The organism is Lentzea kentuckyensis, from assembly GCF_002150765.1.
Lineage (GTDB): Bacteria > Actinomycetota > Actinomycetes > Mycobacteriales > Pseudonocardiaceae > Lentzea > Lentzea kentuckyensis.
In genome coordinates this window covers 1-22,345 of the sequence record NZ_MUYM01000033.1, presented here as the reverse complement: position 1 = coordinate 22,345, position 22,345 = coordinate 1, and the positions used below count along the sequence as shown (strand labels likewise).

The 22,345-nt window shown below is 68.1% G+C and carries 25 protein-coding genes; 16 read left to right on the top strand and 9 right to left on the bottom strand.

Features of this window, described 5'->3' with window-relative positions:
* The first annotated feature begins 47 nt into the window (after nt 1–47).
* Genes B0F77_RS17410 through B0F77_RS17400 form a run of 3 tightly spaced genes read left to right on the top strand, consistent with a single transcriptional unit; the run spans nt 48 to nt 1,342 of the window.
* Nucleotides 48–488, top strand: coding sequence for a hypothetical protein (locus tag B0F77_RS17410; RefSeq protein ID WP_086663961.1), 441 nt, complete (start codon nt 48–50; stop codon nt 486–488).
* 3 nt (nt 489–491) lie between these two features.
* Nucleotides 492–881, top strand: coding sequence for a hypothetical protein (locus B0F77_RS17405; RefSeq protein ID WP_086663960.1), 390 nt, complete (start codon nt 492–494; stop codon nt 879–881).
* Nucleotides 878–1,342 carry a hypothetical protein gene (locus B0F77_RS17400; protein ID WP_086663959.1) on the top strand — a complete coding sequence of 155 codons (465 nt, stop codon included), beginning with the start codon at nt 878–880 and terminating at the stop codon, nt 1,340–1,342. The genes B0F77_RS17405 and B0F77_RS17400 overlap by 4 nt, the downstream gene beginning before the upstream one ends.
* Here B0F77_RS17400 and B0F77_RS17395 read toward each other — a convergent pair.
* Nucleotides 1,314–1,649, bottom strand: a complete 336-nt coding sequence (locus B0F77_RS17395; RefSeq protein WP_143466787.1) for a hypothetical protein — start codon at nt 1,647–1,649, stop codon at nt 1,314–1,316. The two genes, B0F77_RS17400 and B0F77_RS17395, sit on opposite strands and share 29 nt — an antisense overlap.
* Nucleotides 1,650–1,976: 327 nt before the next feature.
* Here B0F77_RS17395 and B0F77_RS17390 point away from each other — a divergent pair, with 327 nt between their 5' ends.
* Nucleotides 1,977–2,471: a hypothetical protein gene (locus B0F77_RS17390; RefSeq protein WP_086663957.1), complete on the top strand. Its 495-nt coding sequence runs from the start codon at nt 1,977–1,979 to the stop codon at nt 2,469–2,471.
* On the opposite strand, the gene B0F77_RS17385 is transcribed toward B0F77_RS17390, so the two are convergent.
* Together B0F77_RS17385 and B0F77_RS17380 are read right to left on the bottom strand one after the other, a co-directional pair.
* Nucleotides 2,440–3,003: a GNAT family N-acetyltransferase gene (locus B0F77_RS17385; protein WP_086663956.1), complete on the bottom strand. Its 564-nt coding sequence runs from the start codon at nt 3,001–3,003 to the stop codon at nt 2,440–2,442. The two genes, B0F77_RS17390 and B0F77_RS17385, sit on opposite strands and share 32 nt — an antisense overlap.
* A gap of 10 nt (nt 3,004–3,013) precedes the next feature.
* Nucleotides 3,014–3,682, bottom strand: coding sequence for a DNA alkylation repair protein (locus B0F77_RS17380; RefSeq protein WP_086663955.1), 669 nt, complete (start codon nt 3,680–3,682; stop codon nt 3,014–3,016).
* A gap of 144 nt (nt 3,683–3,826) precedes the next feature.
* Between B0F77_RS17380 and B0F77_RS17375 the strand changes: the two genes are divergently transcribed.
* Nucleotides 3,827–4,831, top strand: coding sequence for a hypothetical protein (locus B0F77_RS17375; protein ID WP_086663954.1), 1,005 nt, complete (start codon nt 3,827–3,829; stop codon nt 4,829–4,831).
* On the opposite strand, the gene B0F77_RS17370 is transcribed toward B0F77_RS17375, so the two are convergent.
* Nucleotides 4,797–5,840 carry a 2OG-Fe(II) oxygenase family protein gene (locus B0F77_RS17370; protein ID WP_086663953.1) on the bottom strand — a complete coding sequence of 348 codons (1,044 nt, stop codon included), beginning with the start codon at nt 5,838–5,840 and terminating at the stop codon, nt 4,797–4,799. The genes B0F77_RS17375 and B0F77_RS17370 overlap by 35 nt on opposite strands.
* Nucleotides 5,841–5,923: 83 nt before the next feature.
* On the opposite strand from B0F77_RS17370, the gene sthA reads away from it, so the two are divergent.
* Nucleotides 5,924–7,339, top strand: coding sequence for a Si-specific NAD(P)(+) transhydrogenase (gene sthA / locus B0F77_RS17365; RefSeq protein ID WP_086663952.1), 1,416 nt, complete (start codon nt 5,924–5,926; stop codon nt 7,337–7,339).
* On the opposite strand, the gene B0F77_RS17360 is transcribed toward sthA, so the two are convergent.
* Genes B0F77_RS17360 through B0F77_RS17350 form a run of 3 tightly spaced genes read right to left on the bottom strand, consistent with a single transcriptional unit; the run spans nt 7,340 to nt 10,999 of the window.
* The gene (locus B0F77_RS17360) at nt 7,340–7,981 is read right to left on the bottom strand and encodes a response regulator (protein WP_086663951.1); all 642 of its coding nucleotides are present in this window, start codon (nt 7,979–7,981) and stop codon (nt 7,340–7,342) included.
* 10 nt (nt 7,982–7,991) lie between these two features.
* Nucleotides 7,992–9,446 (bottom strand): sensor histidine kinase, encoded by a 1,455-nt coding sequence (locus B0F77_RS17355; protein WP_086663950.1) that lies wholly within the window; start codon nt 9,444–9,446, stop codon nt 7,992–7,994.
* Nucleotides 9,443–10,999: a sensor histidine kinase gene (locus tag B0F77_RS17350; RefSeq protein ID WP_158102730.1), complete on the bottom strand. Its 1,557-nt coding sequence runs from the start codon at nt 10,997–10,999 to the stop codon at nt 9,443–9,445. Before B0F77_RS17350 ends, B0F77_RS17355 begins: the two co-directional genes overlap by 4 nt.
* Before the next feature lie 109 nt (nt 11,000–11,108).
* On the opposite strand from B0F77_RS17350, the gene argC reads away from it, so the two are divergent.
* Genes argC through B0F77_RS17305 form a run of 9 tightly spaced genes read left to right on the top strand, consistent with a single transcriptional unit; the run spans nt 11,109 to nt 18,989 of the window.
* Entirely contained in the window at nt 11,109–12,137 is a 1,029-nt protein-coding gene (gene argC, locus B0F77_RS17345) for an N-acetyl-gamma-glutamyl-phosphate reductase (protein WP_086663948.1), read from the top strand.
* Complete coding sequence (gene argJ, locus B0F77_RS17340; protein WP_086663947.1) at nt 12,134–13,306, top strand: bifunctional glutamate N-acetyltransferase/amino-acid acetyltransferase ArgJ; 1,173 nt, start codon at nt 12,134–12,136, stop codon at nt 13,304–13,306. Before argC ends, argJ begins: the two co-directional genes overlap by 4 nt.
* Nucleotides 13,303–14,172 carry an acetylglutamate kinase gene (argB, locus tag B0F77_RS17335; protein WP_086663946.1) on the top strand — a complete coding sequence of 290 codons (870 nt, stop codon included), beginning with the start codon at nt 13,303–13,305 and terminating at the stop codon, nt 14,170–14,172. Before argJ ends, argB begins: the two co-directional genes overlap by 4 nt.
* Nucleotides 14,169–15,326 (top strand): acetylornithine transaminase, encoded by a 1,158-nt coding sequence (locus B0F77_RS17330; protein WP_086663945.1) that lies wholly within the window; start codon nt 14,169–14,171, stop codon nt 15,324–15,326. Before argB ends, B0F77_RS17330 begins: the two co-directional genes overlap by 4 nt.
* Nucleotides 15,323–16,255 carry an ornithine carbamoyltransferase gene (gene argF / locus B0F77_RS17325; protein WP_086663944.1) on the top strand — a complete coding sequence of 311 codons (933 nt, stop codon included), beginning with the start codon at nt 15,323–15,325 and terminating at the stop codon, nt 16,253–16,255. Before B0F77_RS17330 ends, argF begins: the two co-directional genes overlap by 4 nt.
* The gene (locus B0F77_RS17320) at nt 16,252–16,737 is read left to right on the top strand and encodes an arginine repressor (RefSeq protein WP_086663943.1); all 486 of its coding nucleotides are present in this window, start codon (nt 16,252–16,254) and stop codon (nt 16,735–16,737) included. Before argF ends, B0F77_RS17320 begins: the two co-directional genes overlap by 4 nt.
* 4 nt (nt 16,738–16,741) lie before the next feature.
* Nucleotides 16,742–16,996 carry an argininosuccinate synthase gene (locus B0F77_RS47200; RefSeq protein WP_245848335.1) on the top strand — a complete coding sequence of 85 codons (255 nt, stop codon included), beginning with the start codon at nt 16,742–16,744 and terminating at the stop codon, nt 16,994–16,996.
* 12 nt (nt 16,997–17,008) lie between these two features.
* Nucleotides 17,009–18,400 carry an argininosuccinate lyase gene (gene argH / locus B0F77_RS17310; protein WP_086663942.1) on the top strand — a complete coding sequence of 464 codons (1,392 nt, stop codon included), beginning with the start codon at nt 17,009–17,011 and terminating at the stop codon, nt 18,398–18,400.
* Nucleotides 18,390–18,989, top strand: a complete 600-nt coding sequence (locus tag B0F77_RS17305; RefSeq protein ID WP_245848334.1) for a DNA-3-methyladenine glycosylase — start codon at nt 18,390–18,392, stop codon at nt 18,987–18,989. Before argH ends, B0F77_RS17305 begins: the two co-directional genes overlap by 11 nt.
* On the opposite strand, the gene B0F77_RS17300 is transcribed toward B0F77_RS17305, so the two are convergent.
* A complete protein-coding gene (locus B0F77_RS17300; protein WP_158102729.1) occupies nt 18,981–20,021 on the bottom strand; it encodes a toll/interleukin-1 receptor domain-containing protein in 1,041 nt (346 codons plus the stop codon). The genes B0F77_RS17305 and B0F77_RS17300 overlap by 9 nt on opposite strands.
* An 11-nt stretch (nt 20,022–20,032) precedes the next feature.
* A complete protein-coding gene (locus tag B0F77_RS17295) occupies nt 20,033–20,470 on the bottom strand; it encodes a hypothetical protein (RefSeq protein WP_086664027.1) in 438 nt (145 codons plus the stop codon).
* Nucleotides 20,471–20,537: 67 nt separating this feature from the next.
* Between B0F77_RS17295 and tyrS the strand changes: the two genes are divergently transcribed.
* Nucleotides 20,538–21,812: a tyrosine--tRNA ligase gene (gene tyrS / locus B0F77_RS17290; RefSeq protein ID WP_086664026.1), complete on the top strand. Its 1,275-nt coding sequence runs from the start codon at nt 20,538–20,540 to the stop codon at nt 21,810–21,812.
* Nucleotides 21,813–22,345: the final 533 nt, after the last annotated feature.

Sequence of the window (22,345 nt, the reverse complement as noted above, 5' to 3'; positions counted from 1 at the left end):
TCCAAACTTGGTGCCGTACCCACCGAGCACCACCCCAGGAGAACCAGATGCGCAAGCGCACCGCAGTCATCGCAGCAGTCGCCGTCCTGGCCGTCGGCGGAGGCGTCGCCTACGCCGCGTGGTCGAGCACCGGGGCCGGTAACGGTTCCGTCGCCTCCACCACGAGCCTCAACTCGACGATCGACCCGGTCGCCGGCGCGGGCGGTCTGTACCCCGGCCACACCGTCAGCTTCTCGGTGACGATCAACAACCCGAACGGTTACCCGGCCAAGGTCACCTCGATCAGCGCCGGTTCGTCGGCTCTCGTCGGCGCCTGCGCCGCCGGCACCGTCACCAGCGCGGCCGTGTCCAACCCGGACGGCACGATCCTGGCGGGCCAGACCGGCACCTACGTGCTGCAGGCGACCATGAACGCCGACGCCGCGGACGCGTGCCAGGGCCAGAGCTTCACGCTGCCGCTGACCGCTTCGCTGATCTCGGCCGCCTGAGCCATGCGCCGCGCCCTGATCGTGCTCGCTGCGCTGCTGGTGCTCTCGCCCGTGTCCAGCGCGGCGGACAACCCGGCCAAGGCGTTCACGATCGCGGACGTCGGCGCGGTGACGGGGTTGGTCCCCGGTGGGACGGTGACCCGCAAGGTGCGGGTCACCAACCCCAACAGCCAGGACATCAAGGTCACCCGGCTCGATACCTCGGTCGGGCGGCCCTCCCCGAACTGCCCGGCGAACGCGGTGACCGTGGACGCCCTCGCAGCGCCGGTCCTCGTTGCCCGCAGCGGCGCCGCCGACGTGAACCTCACCGTCCGGATGGCCCGCACCGCCCCGGACACCTGCAAGAACCTCGTCTTCGCCCTCACCTACTCGGGAACGGCCATCAAGCCATGATCAGCTTCAGGGAACTCGTCCGCCGGCGGTACGTCCGCCGTGGCGTCATCGTCTTCGCGGTCATGACGGCCGCGCTCGGTTCGGGCGTCGCCTACGCGGCCTGGACGAGCTCCGGTACCGGCAGTGCCACCACCAAGGCGGGCACCGCACTGGCTCCGGTGGTGACCGGCGGCGCGGTCACCACCGGCACCCTCTACCCCGGCGGCACCGGCAACGCCGTCGTCCAGGTGTCGAACCCCAACCCCTACCCGGTGACGGTCATGTCGATCGCGCCGAACGGCGCGGGCACCTGCGGTGTCTCGTTCACCGAGCGGTTCCCCGGCACCCAGCTGGCCGCCAACAGCGCCGCGGTGCCCATCGCGTTCAGCGTCTCGATGGCGTTGACCGCCCCGAACTCCTGCCAGGGCGCGACGATCGACGTGCCGGTCGTCGTCACGATCGCGAGCGGGACCGGAGCATGAGCCGGGTCGTGGTCGCCACGGCGGTGTTGTGCCTGCTCGCGGCGCAGCCCGCCTCGGCGGCCTGGGAGGCGCGCTCGCCCGGAACCGCCAACGCGAAGGCGGGAACCGTCCAGGCGTTGGTGATCACTTCCTGCGTGAAGGGCACGCCGACGGTCGTGAAGTGGGAGCCGGTGCCGGGCGCCTCTATGTACACAGTATTGTGGCAACAGGGAAGCGGGGCCGGTGCGCCGTACGGCAACAGCGGCACGACGTCCGCTCTGACGTACTCAGTGCCGGACTCGATCAACCGAGTACGGGTCCAGGCCACGGTCGGCAGCTGGTCGACTAGTCACACTCAGATAGATTGTTCTTGAAAGTTCATTCGATCGGTCGAGTCCCGCAGATCGGGATTTGGGATCAAACCAGCAGGTGGTAGCCCTGCGTAGCTGTCAAGGTGCCAAAAGTCCCTCATTACAAGGGGAAATCGGCGCCCGTAGGACGCTTGCGCAGCACGTGAAGCTTCTCCAAGATTGGCGGCGCGGCCCGCTAGGGCCGAGGGGCGAAGCGATGAACCACCGGGCGAGTTGGTCGCCGGTCCGGTGGGGAGCTAGAGGCGAACCCACCGCCTGGAGCAACAACTCTGGAGAGTTGCGCCATGCGTAGTCTGGGTCCGCGCCTTGAGATCGCCGTGTCGTTGACGATCCTCATGCTCGGCGCGGCTGTCGTGGCGGCCATGCACCTCACGTGGCCCAAGCCGGAACTGCCGGCGATGGCGTATTCGGTGAGCAGCGGCGAGTCTGGCATGCAGCTCAAGCCGTTCGAGATCAACGACATCTCCGGCGCGCCCGTGGAACTCACACCGGGTGCCGAGGGCGAGCGCAAGGTCCGGCTGTCCAACCCGAACCCCGTCGACATCATCGTCGAGAGCCTGTCCGCGGTGCCCGGCCAGCCGCTCGACGCCACCCAGCAGCGCGTCGCGGGCTGCCCGGCAGGCGTGCTGAGCGTCGTGCCGCTCACGAACATCGTGGAGATCCCCGCCGGAGGCGCGGTCGAGGTGACCATGAAGGTCCAGGTCTCCACGGACGTGCCGGCCGCGTGCGCCGAACTCGTCTTCCCGCTCACGTATTCGGGTCGCGCGAAACACGGCTGACGAGCCGTTCGCGCGCCGCGGGCCATTCCGCCGGAACCATCGAATAGACGACCGTGTCGCGCTGGGATCCGTCCGGCCGCGTGACGTGCGCGCGCAGCACCCCGTCCTTCGACGCACCGAGCTTCTCGATCGCCCGTTGCGAGCGGACGTTCGACGCGTCGGTGTACCAGCCCACCCGCAGCGCGCCGCGCACGTCGAACGCCTCGGACAGCAACAGCAGCTTGGCCTCCGGGTTGATCGCCGTGCCGTGCCACGCGCTGCCGACGATCGTGTAGCCGATCACCAGCCTCCGGTGCTCCGGCACCACCTCGTAGAACGACGTCGTGCCCACGACACGTCCGGTGGCGACCTCGATCTGCGCGAACGCCTCCCGCGTGGCCAGCGCCTGGTCGATCCACGCGCGCATGTCGTCGACGGTCTCGGGCTGACGGTTCAGCAGCCAGGTCCAGATGTCCGGGTCACGGGTGACCTCGAACAGTTCCCCGGCGTGCTCCAGCGACAGCGGCTCCAGTCGTACGTGCTTCCCCAGCATGTGATCAACACTAGAGGTGCTTGAGGGCCTCGCGCCGTGACAACGGCGACAGCCCCGGCCGAGCCTCGACGAACGCCCGCACCCACCCGGGCTCGGTCTTCGCGAACTCCCGCAGCGCCCACCCGATCCCCTTGCGCAGGAAGAAGTCGCGATCGTCCACGTTGGCGTCGACGCACGCGGTCAGCAGCTCCACGTCGGTCGCGCCCTTCGATCCGAGCTGGCAGATGATCGACGTCCGCCGCCGCCACCTGTCCTCGTCGGTCGACCACTTGAGCATCACCGGCCTGATCACCTCGGGCGAAGACCGCAGCAACGGCCCGACCAGCCTCGACGCGATCTCGTCCACGAAGTCCCACCACGCGCCGGTCACGATCATCTCGTCGAACCAGGGCATCAGTTGAACGGACTGAAATCGCTTGTCCCCGCTCAACGACAACGCGACGTATCGCTCTTCCCGATATGTTGCTTCGCGCCACAACGTTTGGACGGCATCGAACCACTCGTCGCGGTCGTCGAAGCGGGGCAAAGACCGCAGCAGGGTCACCCGTCCGGGTTTCTGCACTCCCAGGAACGGCATGTCGGACTTCATGTACGCCTGCATCTCCAGCGCTTTCACCGGATCCGCGAGTTCTTCCAGGCCTGCCCGGACCGCCTGGATCAAGGGAACCTCAAGAGTCACTCCTGCACGGTATAGCCATAAGGAGTAGGCGGTTGAGATTGATGGCCCATCGACCTCGAAAGTGCTGACCAACACCCAAAACGTTGCTTGTCCAGACGTGACTGTGAACGAAATCGCCGCTTTCGCGCACTACGATTCGCTTTTATGCGTGTGCTCATGGTTGTGGCGGTACTCGTGCTCACCAGCATGGGTGCCACCAAGGCGGACACGGTGGACTACCTGGATCTGCCGCTGTCCAACGGGAACGGTGAGGAGCGGGGTGGGGTGCACCCCGACCTGCCGTACGACCGCGCCGTGCTCGAGGCCGCGCTGACCCGTCACCGCGGCAAAGGCGTCGCGCCGACCAGGTTCAGAGCCTTGCTGTGGCAGTACTGGATAGTCCGCGCCGCCGAGGACGCCGGCGTGCGGTTGTCCGAGTGGGACCCGCAGCGCTCCGCCGAGGCCAACCGCGCGACGATCTTCGGCGTCTACGACTTCTACGCGAAGCTCTACCTGCAGAACCCGGACACGTTGCGGTGGATGGGTTTCGCGAACATCGGCGCGCCCGCGTTCGCCGCCGGCATGCTCGACCTCGGCTCGGTGCCGGAGCTGCGCTGGTTCTCGTCGATGCTGATGTCCATGCAGAAGCACATCTTCATGGACCTCGGCGCGATGCACGCCGCCTACCTGCACGGTGGGATCAAGGCCGTGGAGGAGATGCGCGACGCGGGGATCATCGACCCGGCCACGACCGCGGCGTGGGCGGATCCGGGGCAGGCCGTCATGGAGTTCTCGTCGCGCGAGCAGAACCTGGTGATCGCCGAGCAGTTCGACCGGATGCGCGGCCGGTTGCTGCCGCCCGGCGAGATCGTCACGTACGCGATCACGGTGGCCGGACCGATGCCGGTGCCGGGCGGGAGGACTCCGGCGCGGTACCGGCCGCTGTTCGGCGGTCCGTTGCCCGCGTTCAACTACGCGGATCGCGTGGCGCGGTGGGACTTCCTCAGCAACGACACCGTTCCGGCCTACGAGCGGCTGTCGAAGGACTCCGTGCGGAAGATCGTGCAACGGCCGTTCGCGGACCGCGTCGCGGAGTACCGCGCCACGGCCCGCCTGATCGACCTGATCGTGCCGTTCAGGAGTGACGAACCCCAGACCGGAGTTCGCTGAGCACGGTCAGCCGGTCCTCCTCGAAGATCCGCTGCGTCGTGACGCGATCGGGATAGCAGCGCATGAACATGTTGGTGAAGTGCGTGCCGTAGTGAATGGTGTCGTCACCGTGCGGATCGTCCAACGGGCGCATGGTCGCCTCGAAGTTCGGCTCGTGGAAGTACGCCATCGTGAACCGCTCGCGGTTGTTCAGCAGCACCTTGTGCGGCGTGGAAAGCAGCTTGCCGCCGGTGAGGAACTGCAGGATGTCGCCGGGGAACACGGTGAAGACGTGCTCGACCGGTTCGACGAAGGTCCAGCCGGCCGCGTCCTGGAAGCACCCGGCGGCGGACTCGTCCGGGAGCCAGTTGCGCGGCCGTTCCTCGCCCTCGATCGGCGGACGGACGTAGAGCCCGCCGACGTCGTCCTGCGCGGCCAGGACGAGCATGCCGTAGTCGGTGTGGGCGCCGATGCCGCGGTCGACGGTCTCGGACCTGGTGGGGAAGCGGAGCACCCGCATGTGGTGCCAGCCGTCGGCGGTGAGCCTGGTGAACGTGTCGAGGTCGAGCCCGAAGCCCAGTGCGGTGAGCTTGAGGATCTTCTCGCCGGACTCGCCGAGCATCACCATGAACTCGCGCATGGCGTCGCGGTAGAGGTCGTCCGGCCACGGCACGGGCCCGTGGCACGGCCACTTGTCGACGACGCGGGAGTCGTCGAGCGGCACGTCCTCGCAGACGGTGAAGATCTCCGAATAGTCCGCGATGCCGTCGGTGACCTCTTCTCCGGACGCGATGTAACCGGCGTAGGTCAGGTCGCTCACGAGGCGTGACTTCTCCTCGATGGACAAACCGTGGAAGAACCTTCTGCTGGCCGCCATGGCGGCCGCTGTCGTGCGGTCCTGCGTCGCGTCGGTCGCGATCTGCAGAATCCCGTCGGCCTGCCAGGCTGCGATCAGCCGGCGGCCGAGCTCGACGTCGTCGTCCGAACCGCTGACGGTCTCGGGCAGACGGAAGGTGCGAAGTTCGGTCATGGCCCAACGAACGAACATTTCGTTGGCCGGGTTCATTTTTCTTTCACAGGTGGAATCGAATCCGTCTCGGTAGGCTGCTGACCATGACGCCGTACGACTACGACCTGATCGTCATCGGCTCTGGCCCTGGTGGCCAGAAGGCGGCGATCGCGGGTGCGAAACTGGGCAAGCGAGTAGCGATCATCGACAAGCAGGAGATGGTCGGCGGCGTCTGCGCGAACACGGGCACCATCCCGTCGAAGACGCTGCGCGAAGCCGTCATGTTCCTGACCGGCATGAGCCAGCGCGAGCTGTACGGCGCGAGCTACCGCGTCAAGCAGGACATCACGATCACCGATCTGATGGCCCGCACGCAGCACGTGATCGGACGCGAGGTCCAGGTCGTCCGGGCCCAGCTGCACCGCAACGGCATCGACCTGCTGAACGGCTTCGGCCGGTTCGTCGACGAGCACACCGTTGCGGTGGAAGGAAGTCACCGCGGCGACCACACCAGGATCACCGGCGAGTTCATCGTGATCGCGACCGGCACGACGCCCGCGCGCCCGTCCGTGGTGGACTTCGACGAGGAGCGGATCCTCGACTCGGACGAGGTCTTCGCCCTCCAGGAGATCCCGTCGTCGCTGGTCGTGGTCGGTGCCGGGGTGATCGGCATCGAGTACGCGTCGATGTTCGCCGCGCTCGGCACCCGCGTCACCGTCGTGGAGCAGCGCGAGAAGATGCTCGACTTCTGCGACCCGGAGATCGTGGAGTCGCTGAAGTTCCACCTGCGCGACCAGGCCGTCACGTTCCGCTTCGGCGAGAAGGTCGTGAACGTCCAGGTGTCCGACGGCGGCACGGTGACGACGCTGGCGTCCGGCAAGCGCATCCCGGCCGCCGCCGTCATGTACTCGGCTGGCCGCCAGGGCACGACCGAGAAGCTCGACCTGGCCGCCGCCGGCCTGGAGTCGGACAACCGCGGCCGGCTGTCCGTCGACGAGCACTACCGCACGCCGGTCGAACACATCTACGCCGTCGGCGACGTGATCGGTTTCCCGGCGCTCGCCGCGACGTCGATGGACCAGGGCCGGCTGGCCGCGTACCACGCGTTCGGCGAGCCGGTGCACGAACTGACCGCGCTGCAGCCGATCGGCATCTACACGATCCCGGAGATCTCGTACTGCGGGGCGACGGAAGCCGAGCTCACCTCGTCCGCTGTTCCTTACGAGGTCGGCATTTCCCGCTACCGCGAACTGGCCCGCGGCCAGATCGTCGGCGACGCGTACGGCATGCTGAAGCTGCTGGTGTCCACTGTGGACCGCAAGATCCTCGGCGTGCACGTGTTCGGCACGGGCGCGACGGACCTGGTGCACATCGGCCAGGCCGTCATGGGCTGTGGCGGCACGGTCGACTACCTGGTCGACACGGTCTTCAACTACCCGACGCTGTCCGAGGCCTACAAGGTCGCGGCACTGGACGCCACCAACAAGATCCGCGCCCTGGACCGCTTCACGACGCGGTGATCACGACCGCGTGAGCCCGGCGTCGTGGGCCACGATGGCGGCCTGCACGCGGTTGGCGCACCCCAGCTTGGGCAGGATCCGGCTGATGTGCGCCTTCACCGTGCCGGTCGCCAGGTAGAGCTGCTCACCGATCTCGGTGTTGGACAGCCCCTCGCCCACGAGCCTGAGCACCTTGCGTTCGGTGTCGGTGAGCGCGTCGATCTTCTGGCGCGCCGCCGAGCCGTCGTCAGGGGCGGTGAGGTGGCGTTCGATCAGGCGCTTGGTGATCTGCGGTGCGAGGATCGGTTCACCGTTGGCCGCCTTGCGCACCGCGTTGATCAGCTCCTGCGGCGGCGTGTCCTTGAGCAGGAACCCGGTCGCGCCGACCTTCATCGCCTGCGCCACGTAGGAGTCCTCGCCGAACGTCGTGAGCATGACGACGTTGGCGGTCTTGGCGATCTGCTCGGCGGCCTTGAGACCGTCGCCGCCGGGCATGCGGATGTCGAGCAGGGCCACGTCGACGGTGTGCTGCCGGGTGAGCTCGACGGCCTGCTTGCCGTCACCGGCCTCGGCGACCACGGTGATCTCCGGGTCGTTCTCCAGGATCAACCGGATGCCGGCACGCATCAGCGTCTCGTCGTCGGCGATGAGGACTCGGATCACGCACCGCAGCCTACGGGCGCTCCTGCTCCTTCGAGTGCAGCTTGCCGTCTCGGAAACACAGCTTGTAGGACAGTTCGGCGTTGTGCGAAGTCTGGAACCGCGAGCACCCGTCGACCCCGAGCTGCCCGACCCCGAACTGCTCCATGATCTCCTCCTCCGAGGTGACGCCCACCTTCAATGAGTCGAAGTACGGCGCGTTCATCTGCGTCGGGTTGAGCAACGCGAACAGCAGCAGCACGATCAACGCACCGACGATCGGCAGCAACGCCAACAGCCCGAGGCACCCGCCGCCCACAACGCGCGGCACGGTCAGGATCTCGGCCGCGAGTGGCGGTGGCACCTCCGCGACCTCGGCGACAGGTGCGGCCGACGGGTGCAGCGGCACGTCCGCCGCCACCCGGAAGCCGCCCTCGATCGGCTGGCCCGCGCTGAACGAGCCGCCGAGCAGGCCGACGCGTTCCTCCAAACCGATCAGACCCCGCCGAGCGCCCTTGCCCGGAGTCGACACAGACGGTCCGTTCAACACCTGGATTCGTACTCGTCCGTTCTGGACCGCGACCTGCACGCGCGTGCAGGCTGCAGGGGCGTGCTTGCGCACGTTGGTCAACGCCTCGCGGACCACTCGCTGCACCGCGCGCCGGGTTCGCGGATCGGCGCCGTGCAGGTCGTCGCCGGACCAGTCGAGCGAGGCGGAGGAACCTTCGACCAGCGCGGCGATGTCGGAGCGGGTGCCGGTGTCCTCGTCGAGCGACTCGGGTTCCGGGCTGGTCCGCAGCACGCCGAGGATCTCGCGCAGTTCCGCCATCGCGAGTGACGACGTGGTGCGGATCAGCTCGGCCTGTTCGTGCAACTGAGGTGCTCGGGAAGCGGTGGCCAGTTCCAACGCGCCGGCGTGGATGGAGATCAGGCTGAGCCGGTGGCCGAGCATGTCGTGCATCTCGCCCGCGATGTGCGCGCGTTCCTCGGAACGGGCCGACGCGGCGGTCAGGGCACGGGCGCGCTCCAGGTACTCGTTGCGTTCCTGCAGCAGATGGACCATCGGCTTGCGGCGGCCGAGCAGCATGCCGGAGACGGCAGGGAAGACCACGAAGAACGCGGATCCCAGGATGCCGCCGACCAGGCCCTCCCACAGCGAGGTGGACTGGTCGATCTGGAACAGGCTGAAGCCGGCTTGCAGCAACGTCGTAACGCCGAGCAACACCCACAGCCGGCCGAGCCGGGGGATGCGCCGGGACGCGGCGAACACGACGAACGCGGTGGTGGCCATCGCCCACAGGTTGTTGACCGCGAACAGCGGCGCGGTGAGCAACAGCGCCCACTCGGGTCTGCGCGAGGCGACCTGCACGAGAGCCGCGATCCACAGCGCCGACGCGATGATCAGCAACGTGTGCGGCACCGGTGCGAGCGGGGCGATCAGCGGCACCAGGCCGACCAGGAACGCGAGCACGGTCCAGAAGTGCCTCACCGGGCCAGCTCCCTCTTCGTGGTCAGCACACCCTTCCGGTCGAAGCACAGCTCGAAGTCGCCGGCTTCGGCGCGCACGTGATAGCGGAAGCACCCCGCGTTGTCCGAGGGCACGCCGAACCCGAACGTCTCGGTGACTTCCTCCTCGTGCGCGACCGACACCTGGAACGCGTCGAACTCCGGCCGGCTCATCTCGGTCCTGCTGAAGATCGCGACGATGAGCAGGACGAACGCGGTGCCGAGCGCCGGGACGACGGACAGCGTGGCGAGGCAGCCGCTGCCGACCACGCGCGGCACGGTCAGGATCTCGGCGGTGATCGGTGGCGGCGCCTCCGTCACGGCACTCGCCGCGCCCGTCTCCTCCGGCACCACCGGGTGCGCCGGCAGGTCGGCCGTGACCCGGAACCCGCCGGCGTCCGGTCCGGCGCTGAACGACCCACCGATCAGCTCGACCCGTTCCTCCAGCCCGATGAGCCCGCGCCGGGTACCGCCACCCCTCGGCTCGCCGCTGGGGCCGTTGACCACCTCGACGACCACGCGTTCGGCGACGACCACCGACACGCGCGTTTGTGCGGACGGCGCGTGCTTGTGCACGTTCGTGAGTGCTTCACGCACGACCCGGTGCACTGCTCTCCTCAGCCGTGCGTCGGCGTCAGCCAGATCGTCACCGGTCCACGTCAAAACAACGGACACGCCCGCAGCAGCAGACGCAGCCACGAGCCGTTCGACGTCGGTGCGCGTACCGGCGTCCTCACTGGCCTCGATCGTTCCGAGCACCCCGAGGATCTCGCGCAGTTCGTCGATCGCGACGGCAGACGTCTTGCGGATCAACTCGACCTGTTCGCGCAGCTCCGGGGCTTGCTCGGCGGCAGACCGCTCCAATGCGCCCGCGTGCGCGCTCAGCTGTCGGAGCCGGTGGCTGAGCATGTCGTGCATCTCGCTCGCGATGTGTGCGCGCGTGGCGGACCTGGCGGTGTTCGCGGTCAACAACCGTGTGTGTTCCAAGTAGTCGTTGCGTTCCATCAAGACCTGCGTCAACGGCTTGCGCCGCCCGACCAGCGCACCGGCCACCGCGGGAAAGATCAGCAGGAACACCACGGTGAACCCGGTCCCGATCAGGTACTCGAAGGAGCTGTCCCCGGCCCGCCACGCGTGCAGAGCGCCGAACGCCGCCTGCAGCACCGCGGTGACGCCGATCAACGCCCACAGCTGTCCCTGCGAGCGCACGGACCGGGCGGCACGGAAGATCACGAGCGAGGTCGGGGCGATCGCGAGCAGGTTGTTGACCGCGTTCAGGGGAGCTGTGAGCACGATCGCCCATCGCGGGTACCGCGCGCTGATCGGCACCAGCGCCGCGGCCCACACCGCGGAGGCCACGATCAGCCACCAGTGGATCGGCCTGCCGAGCGGTGCCACCACCGTCACCAGCGCCAACAGGAGGGCGCCGACCGCCCAGAGCCCGTCGCGCACCTTCACGTTCACGCTGATCATCATGGCCGACCCCCGCCGCCCCTCCCAGCGCCACCTGGCCCGCATCGCCAGCCAAGTGGCCATGCATGTTCTCACCGCACGCGGGGCCCCCGCGTGCGGTGAGAGCGAACGAAAGCTCCCCGCGTGCGCATTCCAGTTGAGTGGGTTTGCATGACCGTGCATAATCATGCGTATGACAGTGAGGATCGCGGTCGCGGGCGCCAGCGGATACGCGGGTGGCGAGCTGCTCCGCCTGCTACTGGCCCATCCGGACGTCGAGATCGGCGCGCTGACGGCGCACAGCAGCGCCGGCGACCAGCTGCTCAAGCACCAGCCGCACCTCCTGCCGCTCGCGGACCGTCAGCTCCAAGACACCACAGTCGAGACCCTCAAGGGGCACGACGTGGTCTTCCTCGCACTTCCCCACGGTCACTCAGCCGAGCTGGCCGGGCAACTCGGGGACGACACCGTGGTGATCGACTGCGGTGCCGACCACCGGCTGACCAGCGCCGACGACTGGACGCGGTGGTACGGCGGCGAGCACGCGGGGACCTGGCCGTACGGGCTGCCGGAGCTTCCCAACCAGCGGGACAGACTCGTCGGTGCACGCCGGGTCGCCGTTCCGGGCTGCTACCCGACTGTCTCTTCTTTGGCGCTCGCACCGGCCGTGGACCTCATCGAGGACGAGGTCGTCATCGTCGCCGTGTCGGGCACGTCCGGCGCCGGCAAGTCGCTGAAGCCGAACCTGCTCGGCTCCGAGGTCATGGGCTCGGCCAGCGCGTACGGCGTCGGTGGCGCCCACCGGCACACCCCGGAGATCACCCAGAACCTCAGCGCCGCGGCGGGCCGTCCGATCAAGGTCAGCTTCACGCCGGTGCTCGCGCCGATGTCCCGGGGCATCCTCGCGACCTGCACGGCGACTCTGAACACAGCTGCTTTGAAGGACACTGCAAACGTTCGCGAGGCCTACGAGAAGGCGTACGCGAACGAGCCGTTCGTGCACCTCCTGCCCGAAGGATTCTGGCCGACGACGAACGCGGTTCTCGGTTCGAACGCCGTCCAGATGCAAGTCACCGTCGACTCCGACCTGGGCCGGCTCGTGGTCGTGGCCGCCGTCGACAACCTGGCCAAGGGCACCGCGGGTGCCGCTGTCCAGTGCATGAACCTCGCTCTCGGACTGCCGGAAACGACCGGCCTCTCGACCGTTGGAGTCGCTCCGTGAACCGCAACAAGGGCGTCACCGGACCCCAGGGCTTCCGGGCCGCCGGGATCGCCGCCGGGATCAAAGAATCCGGCGCTCTCGATCTCACGCTCGTCGTCAACGACGGGCCTTCCGATGCCGCCGCGGGCGTCTTCACCACGAACAAGGTGAAGGCCGCGCCGGTGTTGTGGTCGCAGCAGGTGATCCAGTCCCGACGCCTCACCGCGGTCGTGCTCAACTCCGGCGGTGCCAACGCGTGCACCGGCCCCGAGGGTTTCCAGGACACGCACGCCACCGCGGAGAAGGTCGCCGAGGTGCTCGGCACCGGCGCCGTCGACGTCGCGGTGTGCTCCACCGGCCTGATCGGTGAGCGCCTGCCGATGGACAAGGTGCTGGCCGGGATCGAGAACGCCGCGAAGGAGCTGGACTCCTCCGTCGAGGCCGGTCTCAACGCCGCCACCGGCGTCATGACCACCGACAGCCGCCCCAAGCAGTCGTGGCAGGCGTCCGAGCAGGGCTGGTCCGTCGGCGGGTTCGTGAAGGGCGCGGGCATGCTCGCGCCGAACATGGCCACGATGCTGTCGGTCATCACGACCGACGCCAAGATCTCCGGCGACGCCCTGGACAAGGCGCTGCGCACCGCGACGGGCCGCACGTTCGACCGGCTCGACGTCGACGGCGGCACGTCCACCAACGACACGGTGCTGGTTCTGGCTTCCGGTGCGTCGGGTGTCGAGCCCTCGTTCGAGGACTTCGTCGCGGTGCTGACCGAGGTCTCCGCCGACCTGGTCAAGCAGCTCCAGGGCGATGCCGAGGGTGTGACGAAGGAAATCAGCATCATCGTCAAGCAGGCCGCGACCGATGCCGAGGCCGTCCTGATCGGACGGACGGTCGCCGAGGACAACCTGGTGAAGACCGCGTTGTTCGGCAGCGACCCGAACTGGGGCCGCATCGCGATGGCGCTGGGCCGCGCGGACGCCGAGATCGACCCGGACGTGCTGCAGATCCTGATCAACGGCGTTTCGCTGTACCGCAACGGAACCCGCGACCGCGACCGCAGCGAAGCCGACCTCTCCGGCCGTGACATCGAGATCGTCATCGACCTCAACGTCGGCGAGGCCGAAGCCACCGTGCTCACCACGGACCTGTCCCACGACTACGTCGAAGAGAACAGCGCTTACTCCTCATGAACGCACAAGAAAAGGCGGCAGTCCTCGTCGAAGCGCTGCCGTGGCTGGAGCGTTTCCGCGGCGCGCTCGTGGTCGTCAAGTACGGCGGCAACGCCATGGTCGACGATGAGCTGAAGAAGGCGTTCGCCGAGGACATGGTGTTCCTGCGGCTGTGCGGCCTGCGCCCCGTCGTCGTGCACGGCGGCGGACCGCAGATCAAGTCGATGCTGGACAAGCTCGGCATCCACAGCGAGTTCCGCGGCGGCCTGCGCGTCACGACGCCGGAAGCCATGGACGTCGTGCGGATGGTCCTGGTCGGCCAGGTCGGGCGGGAGCTCGTCGGCCTGATCAACCAGCACGGTCCTTACGCCGTCGGCATTTCCGGCGAGGACGCCCACCTGTTCACGGCGACCCGCCGCGGCGCGATCGTGGACGGTGAAGAGGTCGACATCGGTCTCGTCGGCGACATCACCGAGGTCAACCCGGACGCGGTGCTCGACATCGTTCGTGCGGGCCGTATTCCGGTCGTGTCGTCGGTCGCGCCGGACATCAACGGCGTGCCGCACAACGTGAACGCGGACACGGCCGCCGGCGCTCTCGCGGTCGCTCTCGGCGCGGAGAAGCTCGTCGTGCTGACCGACGTCGAAGGCCTGTACTCGAACTGGCCGGACAAGTCGTCGCTGCTGCACCAGATCCGCGCTTCCGAGCTGGAGAAGATCCTGCCGGACCTGGAAAGCGGCATGGTGCCGAAGATGGAGGCCTGCCTGCGGGCGGTGCGCGGCGGGGTCCCGCAGGCGCACGTGATCGACGGCCGGCTGGCCCACAGCGTGTTGCTCGAAGTGTTCACCACTGAAGGTGTCGGAACGATGGTCTTGGGGGACAAATGACCTCGCGGTGGCAACAGTCCATGATGGACAACTACGGCACACCTCAGCTGGCGCTGGCACGCGGCGAGGGCGCCTACGTCTGGGACACCGACGGCAAACGCTACCTCGACCTGCTGACCGGCATCGCGGTCAACGCCCTGGGGCACGCGCACCCGAAGATCGTCGAGGCGGTGACCGCGCAGATCTCGAAGATCGGCCACACCTCGAACCTCTACGTGAACGAGCCCGCGCTGGCGCTGGCCGAGCGGCTGCTCGACCTGTGCGGTGTGCCGGGCAAGGTGTTCTTCTGCAACTCGGGTGCCGAGGCGAACGAAGCGGCGTTGAAGATGTCGCGCCGCACCGGCCGCACCAAGATCGTGGCGACCAACGGCGGCTTCCACGGCCGCACGATGGGCGCGCTGTCGCTGACCGGTCAGCCCGGCAAGAAGACGCCGTTCGAACCGTTGGTGCCCGGGGTTTCGCACATCCCGTTCGGTGACGTCGCGGCGTTGGAAGCGGCGATCGACGACGACACGGCGGCGTTCATCGTCGAGCCGATCCAGGGCGAGCAGGGCGTCGTCATGCCGCCGGAGGGCTACCTGCAGGAGGCTCGCCGGATCACGGCCGAGCACGGCGCGTTGTTCATCCTGGACGAGGTGCAGACCGGTATCGGCCGGCTCGGCACGTGGTTCGCGTTCCAGCAGGCCGGGATCGTGCCGGACGTCATGACGCTGGCCAAGGGCATCGGTGGCGGTCTGCCGCTGGGCGCGACCATCGGGTTCGGTGCGGCGGCGGACCTGTTCCAGCCCGGACACCACGGCACCACGTTCGGTGGCAACCCCGTGTGCTGCGCGGCCGCGCTCGCGGTGCTCGACACGATCGCCGCGGAAGGCCTGCTGGAGCACGCCTCGTCCGTGGGCAAGGAGATCGCGGCCGGGGTGGAGGCTCTGCACCACCCGGCGATCTCCGGAGTGCGGGGAGCCGGCCTGCTGCTCGGCATCATGCTGCGCGAGGCGGTCTCGGCGAAGGCCGCGGCGGCCGCGCAGAAGGCCGGTTACCTGATCAACCCCATCCAGCCGGACGTCATCCGCCTGGCGCCGCCGCTGGTGCTGGACGAATCCGACGCGCAGGCGTTCGTGGCCGCGCTCCCGACGTTCTTTGAGGAGCAGGCATGAGCCCCAGGCACTTCCTCCGCGACGACGACCTGACCCCCGCCGAGCAGACGGCGGTCCTGGACCTCGCGGACGTCTACAAGGCGGACCGGTTCACCGCGAAGCCGTTGGCGGGCCCCAAGTCCGTCGCGGTGATCTTCGAGAAGAACTCGACGCGCACCCGGCTGTCGTTCGAGGTCGGCATCGCGCAGCTCGGTGGCAACCCGGTGATCATCGACGGCCGCTCGATGCAGCTGGGCCGCGAGGAGACCATCGAGGACACCTCGCGCATCCTGTCCGGGTACGTCGACGCCGTGGTGTGGCGGACGTTCGCCCAGGCGCGCATGGAAGCGATGGCTTCCGTCTCGCGGATTCCCGTGGTGAACGCGCTGACCGACGAGTTCCATCCGTGCCAGGTGCTCGCCGACCTGCAGACGATTCGCCGCCGTTATGGTCGTCTGGCCGGTCTGACGCTGACCTACCTGGGCGACGGCGCCAACAACATGGCGCACTCGCTGCTGCTGGGTGGTGCCACGGCCGGTATGCACGTTCGCATCGGTGCACCGGCTTCTTTCGTGCCGAACCCACAGTTCCTCGAAGACGCCAAGAAGCGCGCTGCCGAGACCGGTGGTTCGGTCGCGTTGATCACCGACCCGCGTGAGTCGGTCGACGGCGCGGACGTGCTGGTCACCGACACGTGGACGTCGATGGGCCAGGAGAACGACGGCAAGGACCGCGTCGGTCCGTTCCGCCCGTACCAGGTGAACGCCTCGTTGCTGGAGGCGACCGGAAAGCCTGATTCGACCGTGCTGCACTGCCTGCCGGCACACCGCGGTTGGGAGATCACGGACGAGGTGCTCGACGGACCGCAGTCGCTCGTGTGGCAGGAAGCCGAAAACCGTCTGCACGCGCAGAAGGCGTTGCTCGTGTGGTTGCTGGAGCAGTCGTCATGACCCGCACCGCCCGTCAAGGCCGCATCGTCGAGATGGTCAGCCAGCTCGTCATCCGCAGCCAGTCCGAGCTCGCGAAACTCCTCGCCGCGGAAGGCATCGAGGTCACCCAGGCCACGTTGTCGCGCGACCTGGACGAGCTCGGCGCGGTGAAGCTGCGCGGTCCCGACGGCGGTGCGCCGATCTACGTGATCCCCGAGGACGGCAGCCCCGTGCGTGGCGTCCAGGGCGGCACCACCCGGCTGGCGCGCGTGCTCGGCGAGCTGCTGGTCTCGACGGACTCGTCGGCCAACCTCGCCGTCCTGCGCACGCCTCCCGGTGCGGCGCAGTTCCTGGCCTCCGCACTGGACCGCGCCGCGTTGCACGAGGTCGTCGGCACGATCGCGGGCGACGACACGATCCTGGTCGTGGCCCGCGAGCCGATGACCGGCGCCGAGCTCGCCGAGCGGATCGCCGCCCTGTCCTCTGGCTCCGTCGATGAATGAGCCCGTGCACGTTGTCCTGACGTTCGACGCGGGGGTGCCGGTCGCGGTGGACGGCGAGACCGTCTCCGTGGCCGAGGCGGTCCGTGAGATCAACTTCCGCGCCGGTGTGGTGCGGTCGAGCCTGGGCTCGGTCGCCGTGCGGGTGGCGCGGATGGCTTTGCCGTCGGGCCACGGCGAGGTCGACGTCGCGCTGTACGAGGGGCGCGTCGTGGGTCTCGTCGCCCGTTCGGAAGAATCGCTTTACGACTTCGCTAGCTGAGAGTTGCGTGCAATGAGTTCTTTGTGGGGTGGCCGGTTCGAGTCGGGACCGGCCGAGGCGATGGCCCGGTTGTCGCTGTCGACGCACTTCGACTGGCGGCTCGCGCCGTACGACATCGCCGGCTCGCGCGCGCACGCCCGTGTGCTGCACGCGGCGGGTCTGCTGTCGGACGACGAGCTGGCCGGCATGCAGAAGGCGTTGGACGAGCTGCTGGCCGACGTCGAGTCCGGTGCCTTCACCCCGGTGCTGGAGGACGAGGACGTCCACACGGCGTTGGAGCGCGGCCTGATCGACCGCGCGGGCACCGAGCTGGGCGGCAAGCTGCGCGCCGGCCGTTCCCGCAACGACCAGGTGGCGACGCTGTTCCGCATGTGGCTGCGTGACGGCGCACGCCGTGTCGCCGCGGGTGTGCTGGACGTCGTGGACGCTCTCGCAGCGCAGTCGGAGTCGAACTTCGGTGCGGTCATGCCGGGTCGCACGCACCTGCAGTCCGCACAGCCCGTGCTGCTGTCCCACCACCTGCTGGCACACGCGCACGCGTTGCTGCGGGACGTCGACCGCCTGCACGACTGGGACAAGCGCGCCGCGTTCTCCCCGTACGGCTCGGGCGCGCTGGCCGGTTCGTCGCTCGGCCTCGACCCCGCGAAGGTGGCCGCCGACCTGGGCTTCTACGCGCCGGTCGAGAACTCCATCGACGGCACCGCGTCCCGTGACTTCGCCGCCGAGATCGCGTTCGTGTTGGCGATGATCAGCGTGAACCTCTCGCGCATCGCCGAAGAGGTCATCATCTGGACCACCGCCGAGTTCCGCTTCGCGGTGCTGGACGACGCGTGGTCGACCGGCAGCTCGATCATGCCGCAGAAGAAGAACCCGGACGTCGCCGAGCTCGCGCGGGGCAAGTCGGGCCGCCTGATCGGCAACCTCGCGGGTCTGCTGGCGACGTTGAAGGCCCAGCCGCTGGCCTACAACCGCGACCTGCAGGAGGACAAGGAGCCGCTGTTCGACTCGGTCGAGCAGCTGGAGCTCCTGCTGCCGGCCTTCGCGGGCATGGTGGCGACGTTGAAGTTCGACGTCGAGCGCATGGCCTCGTTGGCTCCCGCCGGGTTCACACTGGCCACCGACATCGCGGAATGGCTTGTGCGCCAAGGTGTTCCGTTCCGCGTGGCGCACGAGGCCGCCGGTGCGTGCGTGCGTGCCGCCGAGTCCCGCGGCGTGGGCCTGGAAGAGCTGACCGACGCCGAGTTCGCCGACATCTCGCCTGCGCTGACCCCTGAGGTGCGCTCGGTACTGACCGTCGAGGGCTCTATCGCTTCGCGCAACGCACACGGCGGTACGGCTCCTTCACGCGTTCGCGAGCAACTGGACGCACTCGTCGCCAAGGCTGCTGCCGCGCGTGAGTTCTAGGCTGCTGACCAGGGAGGAGCTGGCGGTCGACCCGGTCGACGCGGCCCAGCTCCTCCTCGGCTCGTTCCTGGAAGCCGACGACGTGCGCGTGCGCATCGTCGAGGTGGAGGCGTACCGGGGCGGCGACGACCCGGCGTCCCACTGCTACCGCGGCATGACCCCGCGCAACGAGGTGATGTTCGGCCCGGCCGGTCACCTGTACGTCTACTTCGTCTACGGCATGCACTTCTGCGCCAACGTCGTGTCTTTGACCGACGGCGTTCCTGGCGCCGTGCTGCTGCGCGCCGGTGAGGTCGTGGCCGGTGAGGACGTCGCGTTCTCTCGACGCCCGGCCTCGCGTTCTGCCGCCGAACTGGCCAAAGGACCCGCACGGCTGTGCAAGGTCCTCGGGCTGGATCGCTCGCAGAACGGCGTGGACCTCACATCGGCTGACTCGCCCGTGCGGTTGTATGCGGGAGAACCGGCGACATCGGTCCGTTCGGGCCCGCGCGTTGGTGTCGCCGTGGCGATGGACGTGCCGTGGCGGTTCTGGATCGACTCTCCGGCCGTGTCGACCTACAAGAGAGGCGGCAAGCGCCGCTCAGCGTGAGAGCTTCTCCAACGCCGTCTTGAACTTCCGCTCCAGCTCGGGATCCACCTCGAACACCAGCGGCATCGTCATGTTGATCTGCTCGCCGGCGGTCAACCGCTCGACCAACGTGTCCGCGACCTCGCGCAGGTCCGACGCGACCGCGTGCATCGCCCGGAGCTGCTGGTCCGCGAACTGCGCCTGAAGCCGGGCGGCGATCCGCGCGGGTTCGCTCGCGTAGCTGGTCCCGTGGATCCCGCGGGCCCACTCCAGGATCTCGTCGAACGTGCGCACGAACAGCTCGCCGAGGTGCACGATCCGGTCCGGGTCGCCCGGCACCCCCGGCTCTCCGAACGCGGCCTCCTGGGTGTCCGCGGTGAACACCGTCTCCACGGCGACCTTGATGATCTCGCTCAGCATCACGTTGCGGTCCCGGATCAGCGTGATCCCGGTGCCGTGCTCGACGGTCCCGTTGCGCGGCGCGTAGCGGAGGAAGTGTTCCCAGTACTTCGACTCCAGCTCGCCAAGTCCTTGCGAGACAACGGTGACGTAGAGCAGGTACTCCCACCCGCGCGGTTTCTCCCGGGCGAGCGCTGCTACTGATGTGGGCGTGATCAGTGTCTGTGCCGTGAACTCCGCACGGTGCTGTGCGAGCTTCTGCACCACGGCATCCGCGATGACGTCTGGCTCGTGCACGCGCAGGTCGAGGTAGCCGATGGTCGACGGGAGCCCCGGTACCGGGGTGTCATCGATGCGGATCGGCAACATGTACTCGGTGTGCTGCTCCAACGCGCGTTCAAGCGTGACGCGGCGTTGCAGTCGTGCCCACTTGTCCACGTAGTGCTTCGAGGTGAAAACGAGCACGTACCTCGCGCGGCGGGAGTACGCCTCCGAGAAGTACTCGACGAGGTCGAGGCCCCACCACTCGCCCTCGCGTTCCTTGTCGTAGAAGACCTCGACGTCCAGGTCCTTCAAACACCGGAGGACCGGAAGCACCAGCTCCCGGTCCTTCTCGGCGCACGACAGGGCGACGTCGAACTCGTACTCGGTCACCCCGCCATTCTTTACGGCCGAACGGACCGGCGGTACCAGGCACGCCGGTGGTCGACCGGCAGCGCCAGGCGCGTGATCAGGTTCGTCAGCAACGCGCCGAGGATCAGCCACAGCGCCGCGGCCAGGCCCTCGTTGAACAGGACCGCCACGGCCTGGCTGTCCGGGGTGAACAGGCCGTCGAGGCCCAGGGTGATCCCGCTCGCCCAGCCGGCGACGAACTGGAAGAAGCCGTTGCCGGCGTTCGCGCCCGCCACCACCAGGAAGATGTGCACCAACAGCACGATGGCGAACGTCCAGCACACGATGTCGATGACCGCGCAGACGGTCCGCACCGTCCGCACCTTGCGGTAGTCGTCGCGCTCTTCCACAACGCGTTCCTCGACGACAGGGTCGTTCACGCGCGGCATGCGCTCAGTGGGCCGCCGCAACTCGTCACGTGGCTCCGTCATGGCGTTGACGTACCCGGACCGGCACCGGGTCGAAACCCGTTAGACCTGGTAGGCGACAATGAGTGACGTGAGCGAGCACATCCTTGACGAACTGGCCTGGCGCGGCCTGATCGCGACGTCCACCGACCTCGACGCACTCCGCAAGGACCTGGACGCCGGTCCGCTCACCCTCTATTGCGGTTTCGACCCGACGGCGCCGTCGTTGCACGCGGGCAACCTGGTCCCGTTGCTCATGCTCAAGCGCTTCCAGATGGCGGGCCACCGGCCGATCGTGCTGGCCGGCGGTGCCACGGGCATGATCGGCGACCCGCGCGACACCGGTGAACGCACGCTGAACCCGCTCGACACCATCGCCGAGTGGGCCGACCGGATCCGCGGCCAGCTGGAGCGGTTCGTCGAGTTCGACGACTCGCCCACGGGTGCGATCGTCGAGAACAACCTGAACTGGACGGCCCAGGTCAGCGCGTTGGAGTTCATGCGCGACATCGGCAAGCACTTCTCGATGAACGTGATGTTGTCGCGGGAGACGGTGAAGCGCAGGCTCGAGTCCGACGGCATGTCGTACACCGAGTTCAGCTACGTGCTGCTGCAGTCCAACGACTACCTGGAGCTCAACCGGCGCTACGGCACCTCGCTGCAGGTCGGCGGCTCGGACCAGTGGGGCAACATCGTCAGCGGTGTCGACCTGGTGCGCCGGGTCGAGGGCAAGGCGGTGCACGCGCTGACCTGCCCGCTGGTGACCGACGCCCAAGGCGCCAAGTTCGGGAAGTCGACCGGTGGCGGGCGCGTGTGGCTCGACCCGGAGATGACCTCGCCGTACGCCTGGTACCAGTACTTCGTGAACGTCGACGACGTCACGGTGCTGAACTACCTGCGCCTGTTCACGTTCCTCTCGCGGGAGGAGTTGGACGAGCTGGCGAAGCTGACCGCCGAGGCGCCGCACCAGCGTGCCGCGCAGAAGCGGCTCGCGCAGGAGTTCACCGACCTGGTGCACGGCGAGCGCGCCACGCAGCAGGTCATCCTCGCGTCGTCGGCGCTGTTCGGCCGGGGCGAACTGCGTGACCTGGACGCGTCGGTGCTGGAGGCGGCACTCGCCGAGGCGCCCAAGGGCCAGGTGAAGCTGGCGGACGAGCCCACGATCGTCGACCTGCTGATCGCGTCGGGCCTGGCCGAGAGCCGGGGCGCCGCGCGGCGGACGGTGAACGAGGGCGGTGCCTACGTGAACAACGCGAAGGTGACCGACGAGGAGTGGAAGCCGGCCGCGTCGGACCTGCTCCACGGCCAGTGGCTGGTCCTCCGTCGCGGCAAGCGCAACAACGCGAGCGTCCAGGTAGAGCTCTGACCTGCACGTTCTGGTGTCTGAAGGCCGTCGATCCCGCTGCGGATCGGCGGCCTTCGATCTTTCTTGGAGTGACGGCGGTCACAGTGTGCGCGGTAGTGGCCCTGCGATAGCGTGTCCATGGGTCCTGTATGGGGCTGCTGACCTGCGGTTTCTTAATCGCGGGGCGCAGGGTTGCCCCCGATTTGACCCTGAGTTGGCGTGCGTGTAACTTTCTCCATGTCAGCGCGGAACGGGCCGGGAACACCGGAACGGAGCGCGACGAGGGTCACGAACCAAGCTTCCACTGACTGTGGTAGAGTGGGTGACCGCGAAACGATGAAGACCCAGCTGGTAGCTCGTCTGAGCTCAGAGGCCAAGGGCGTCGAAGTTTCAAAACACAAGCTTATGTACGACACAGCCTCGGATCGAGCCGCTGCATGGCGGACCGTGATGATGTGCGCGTGTTCTTTGAGAACTCAACAGCGTGCCGAAACACAGCCAGTAATATATGAATTACCTCCTCGTCGAGGTAATTCCTTTGAGTAGATAGATTG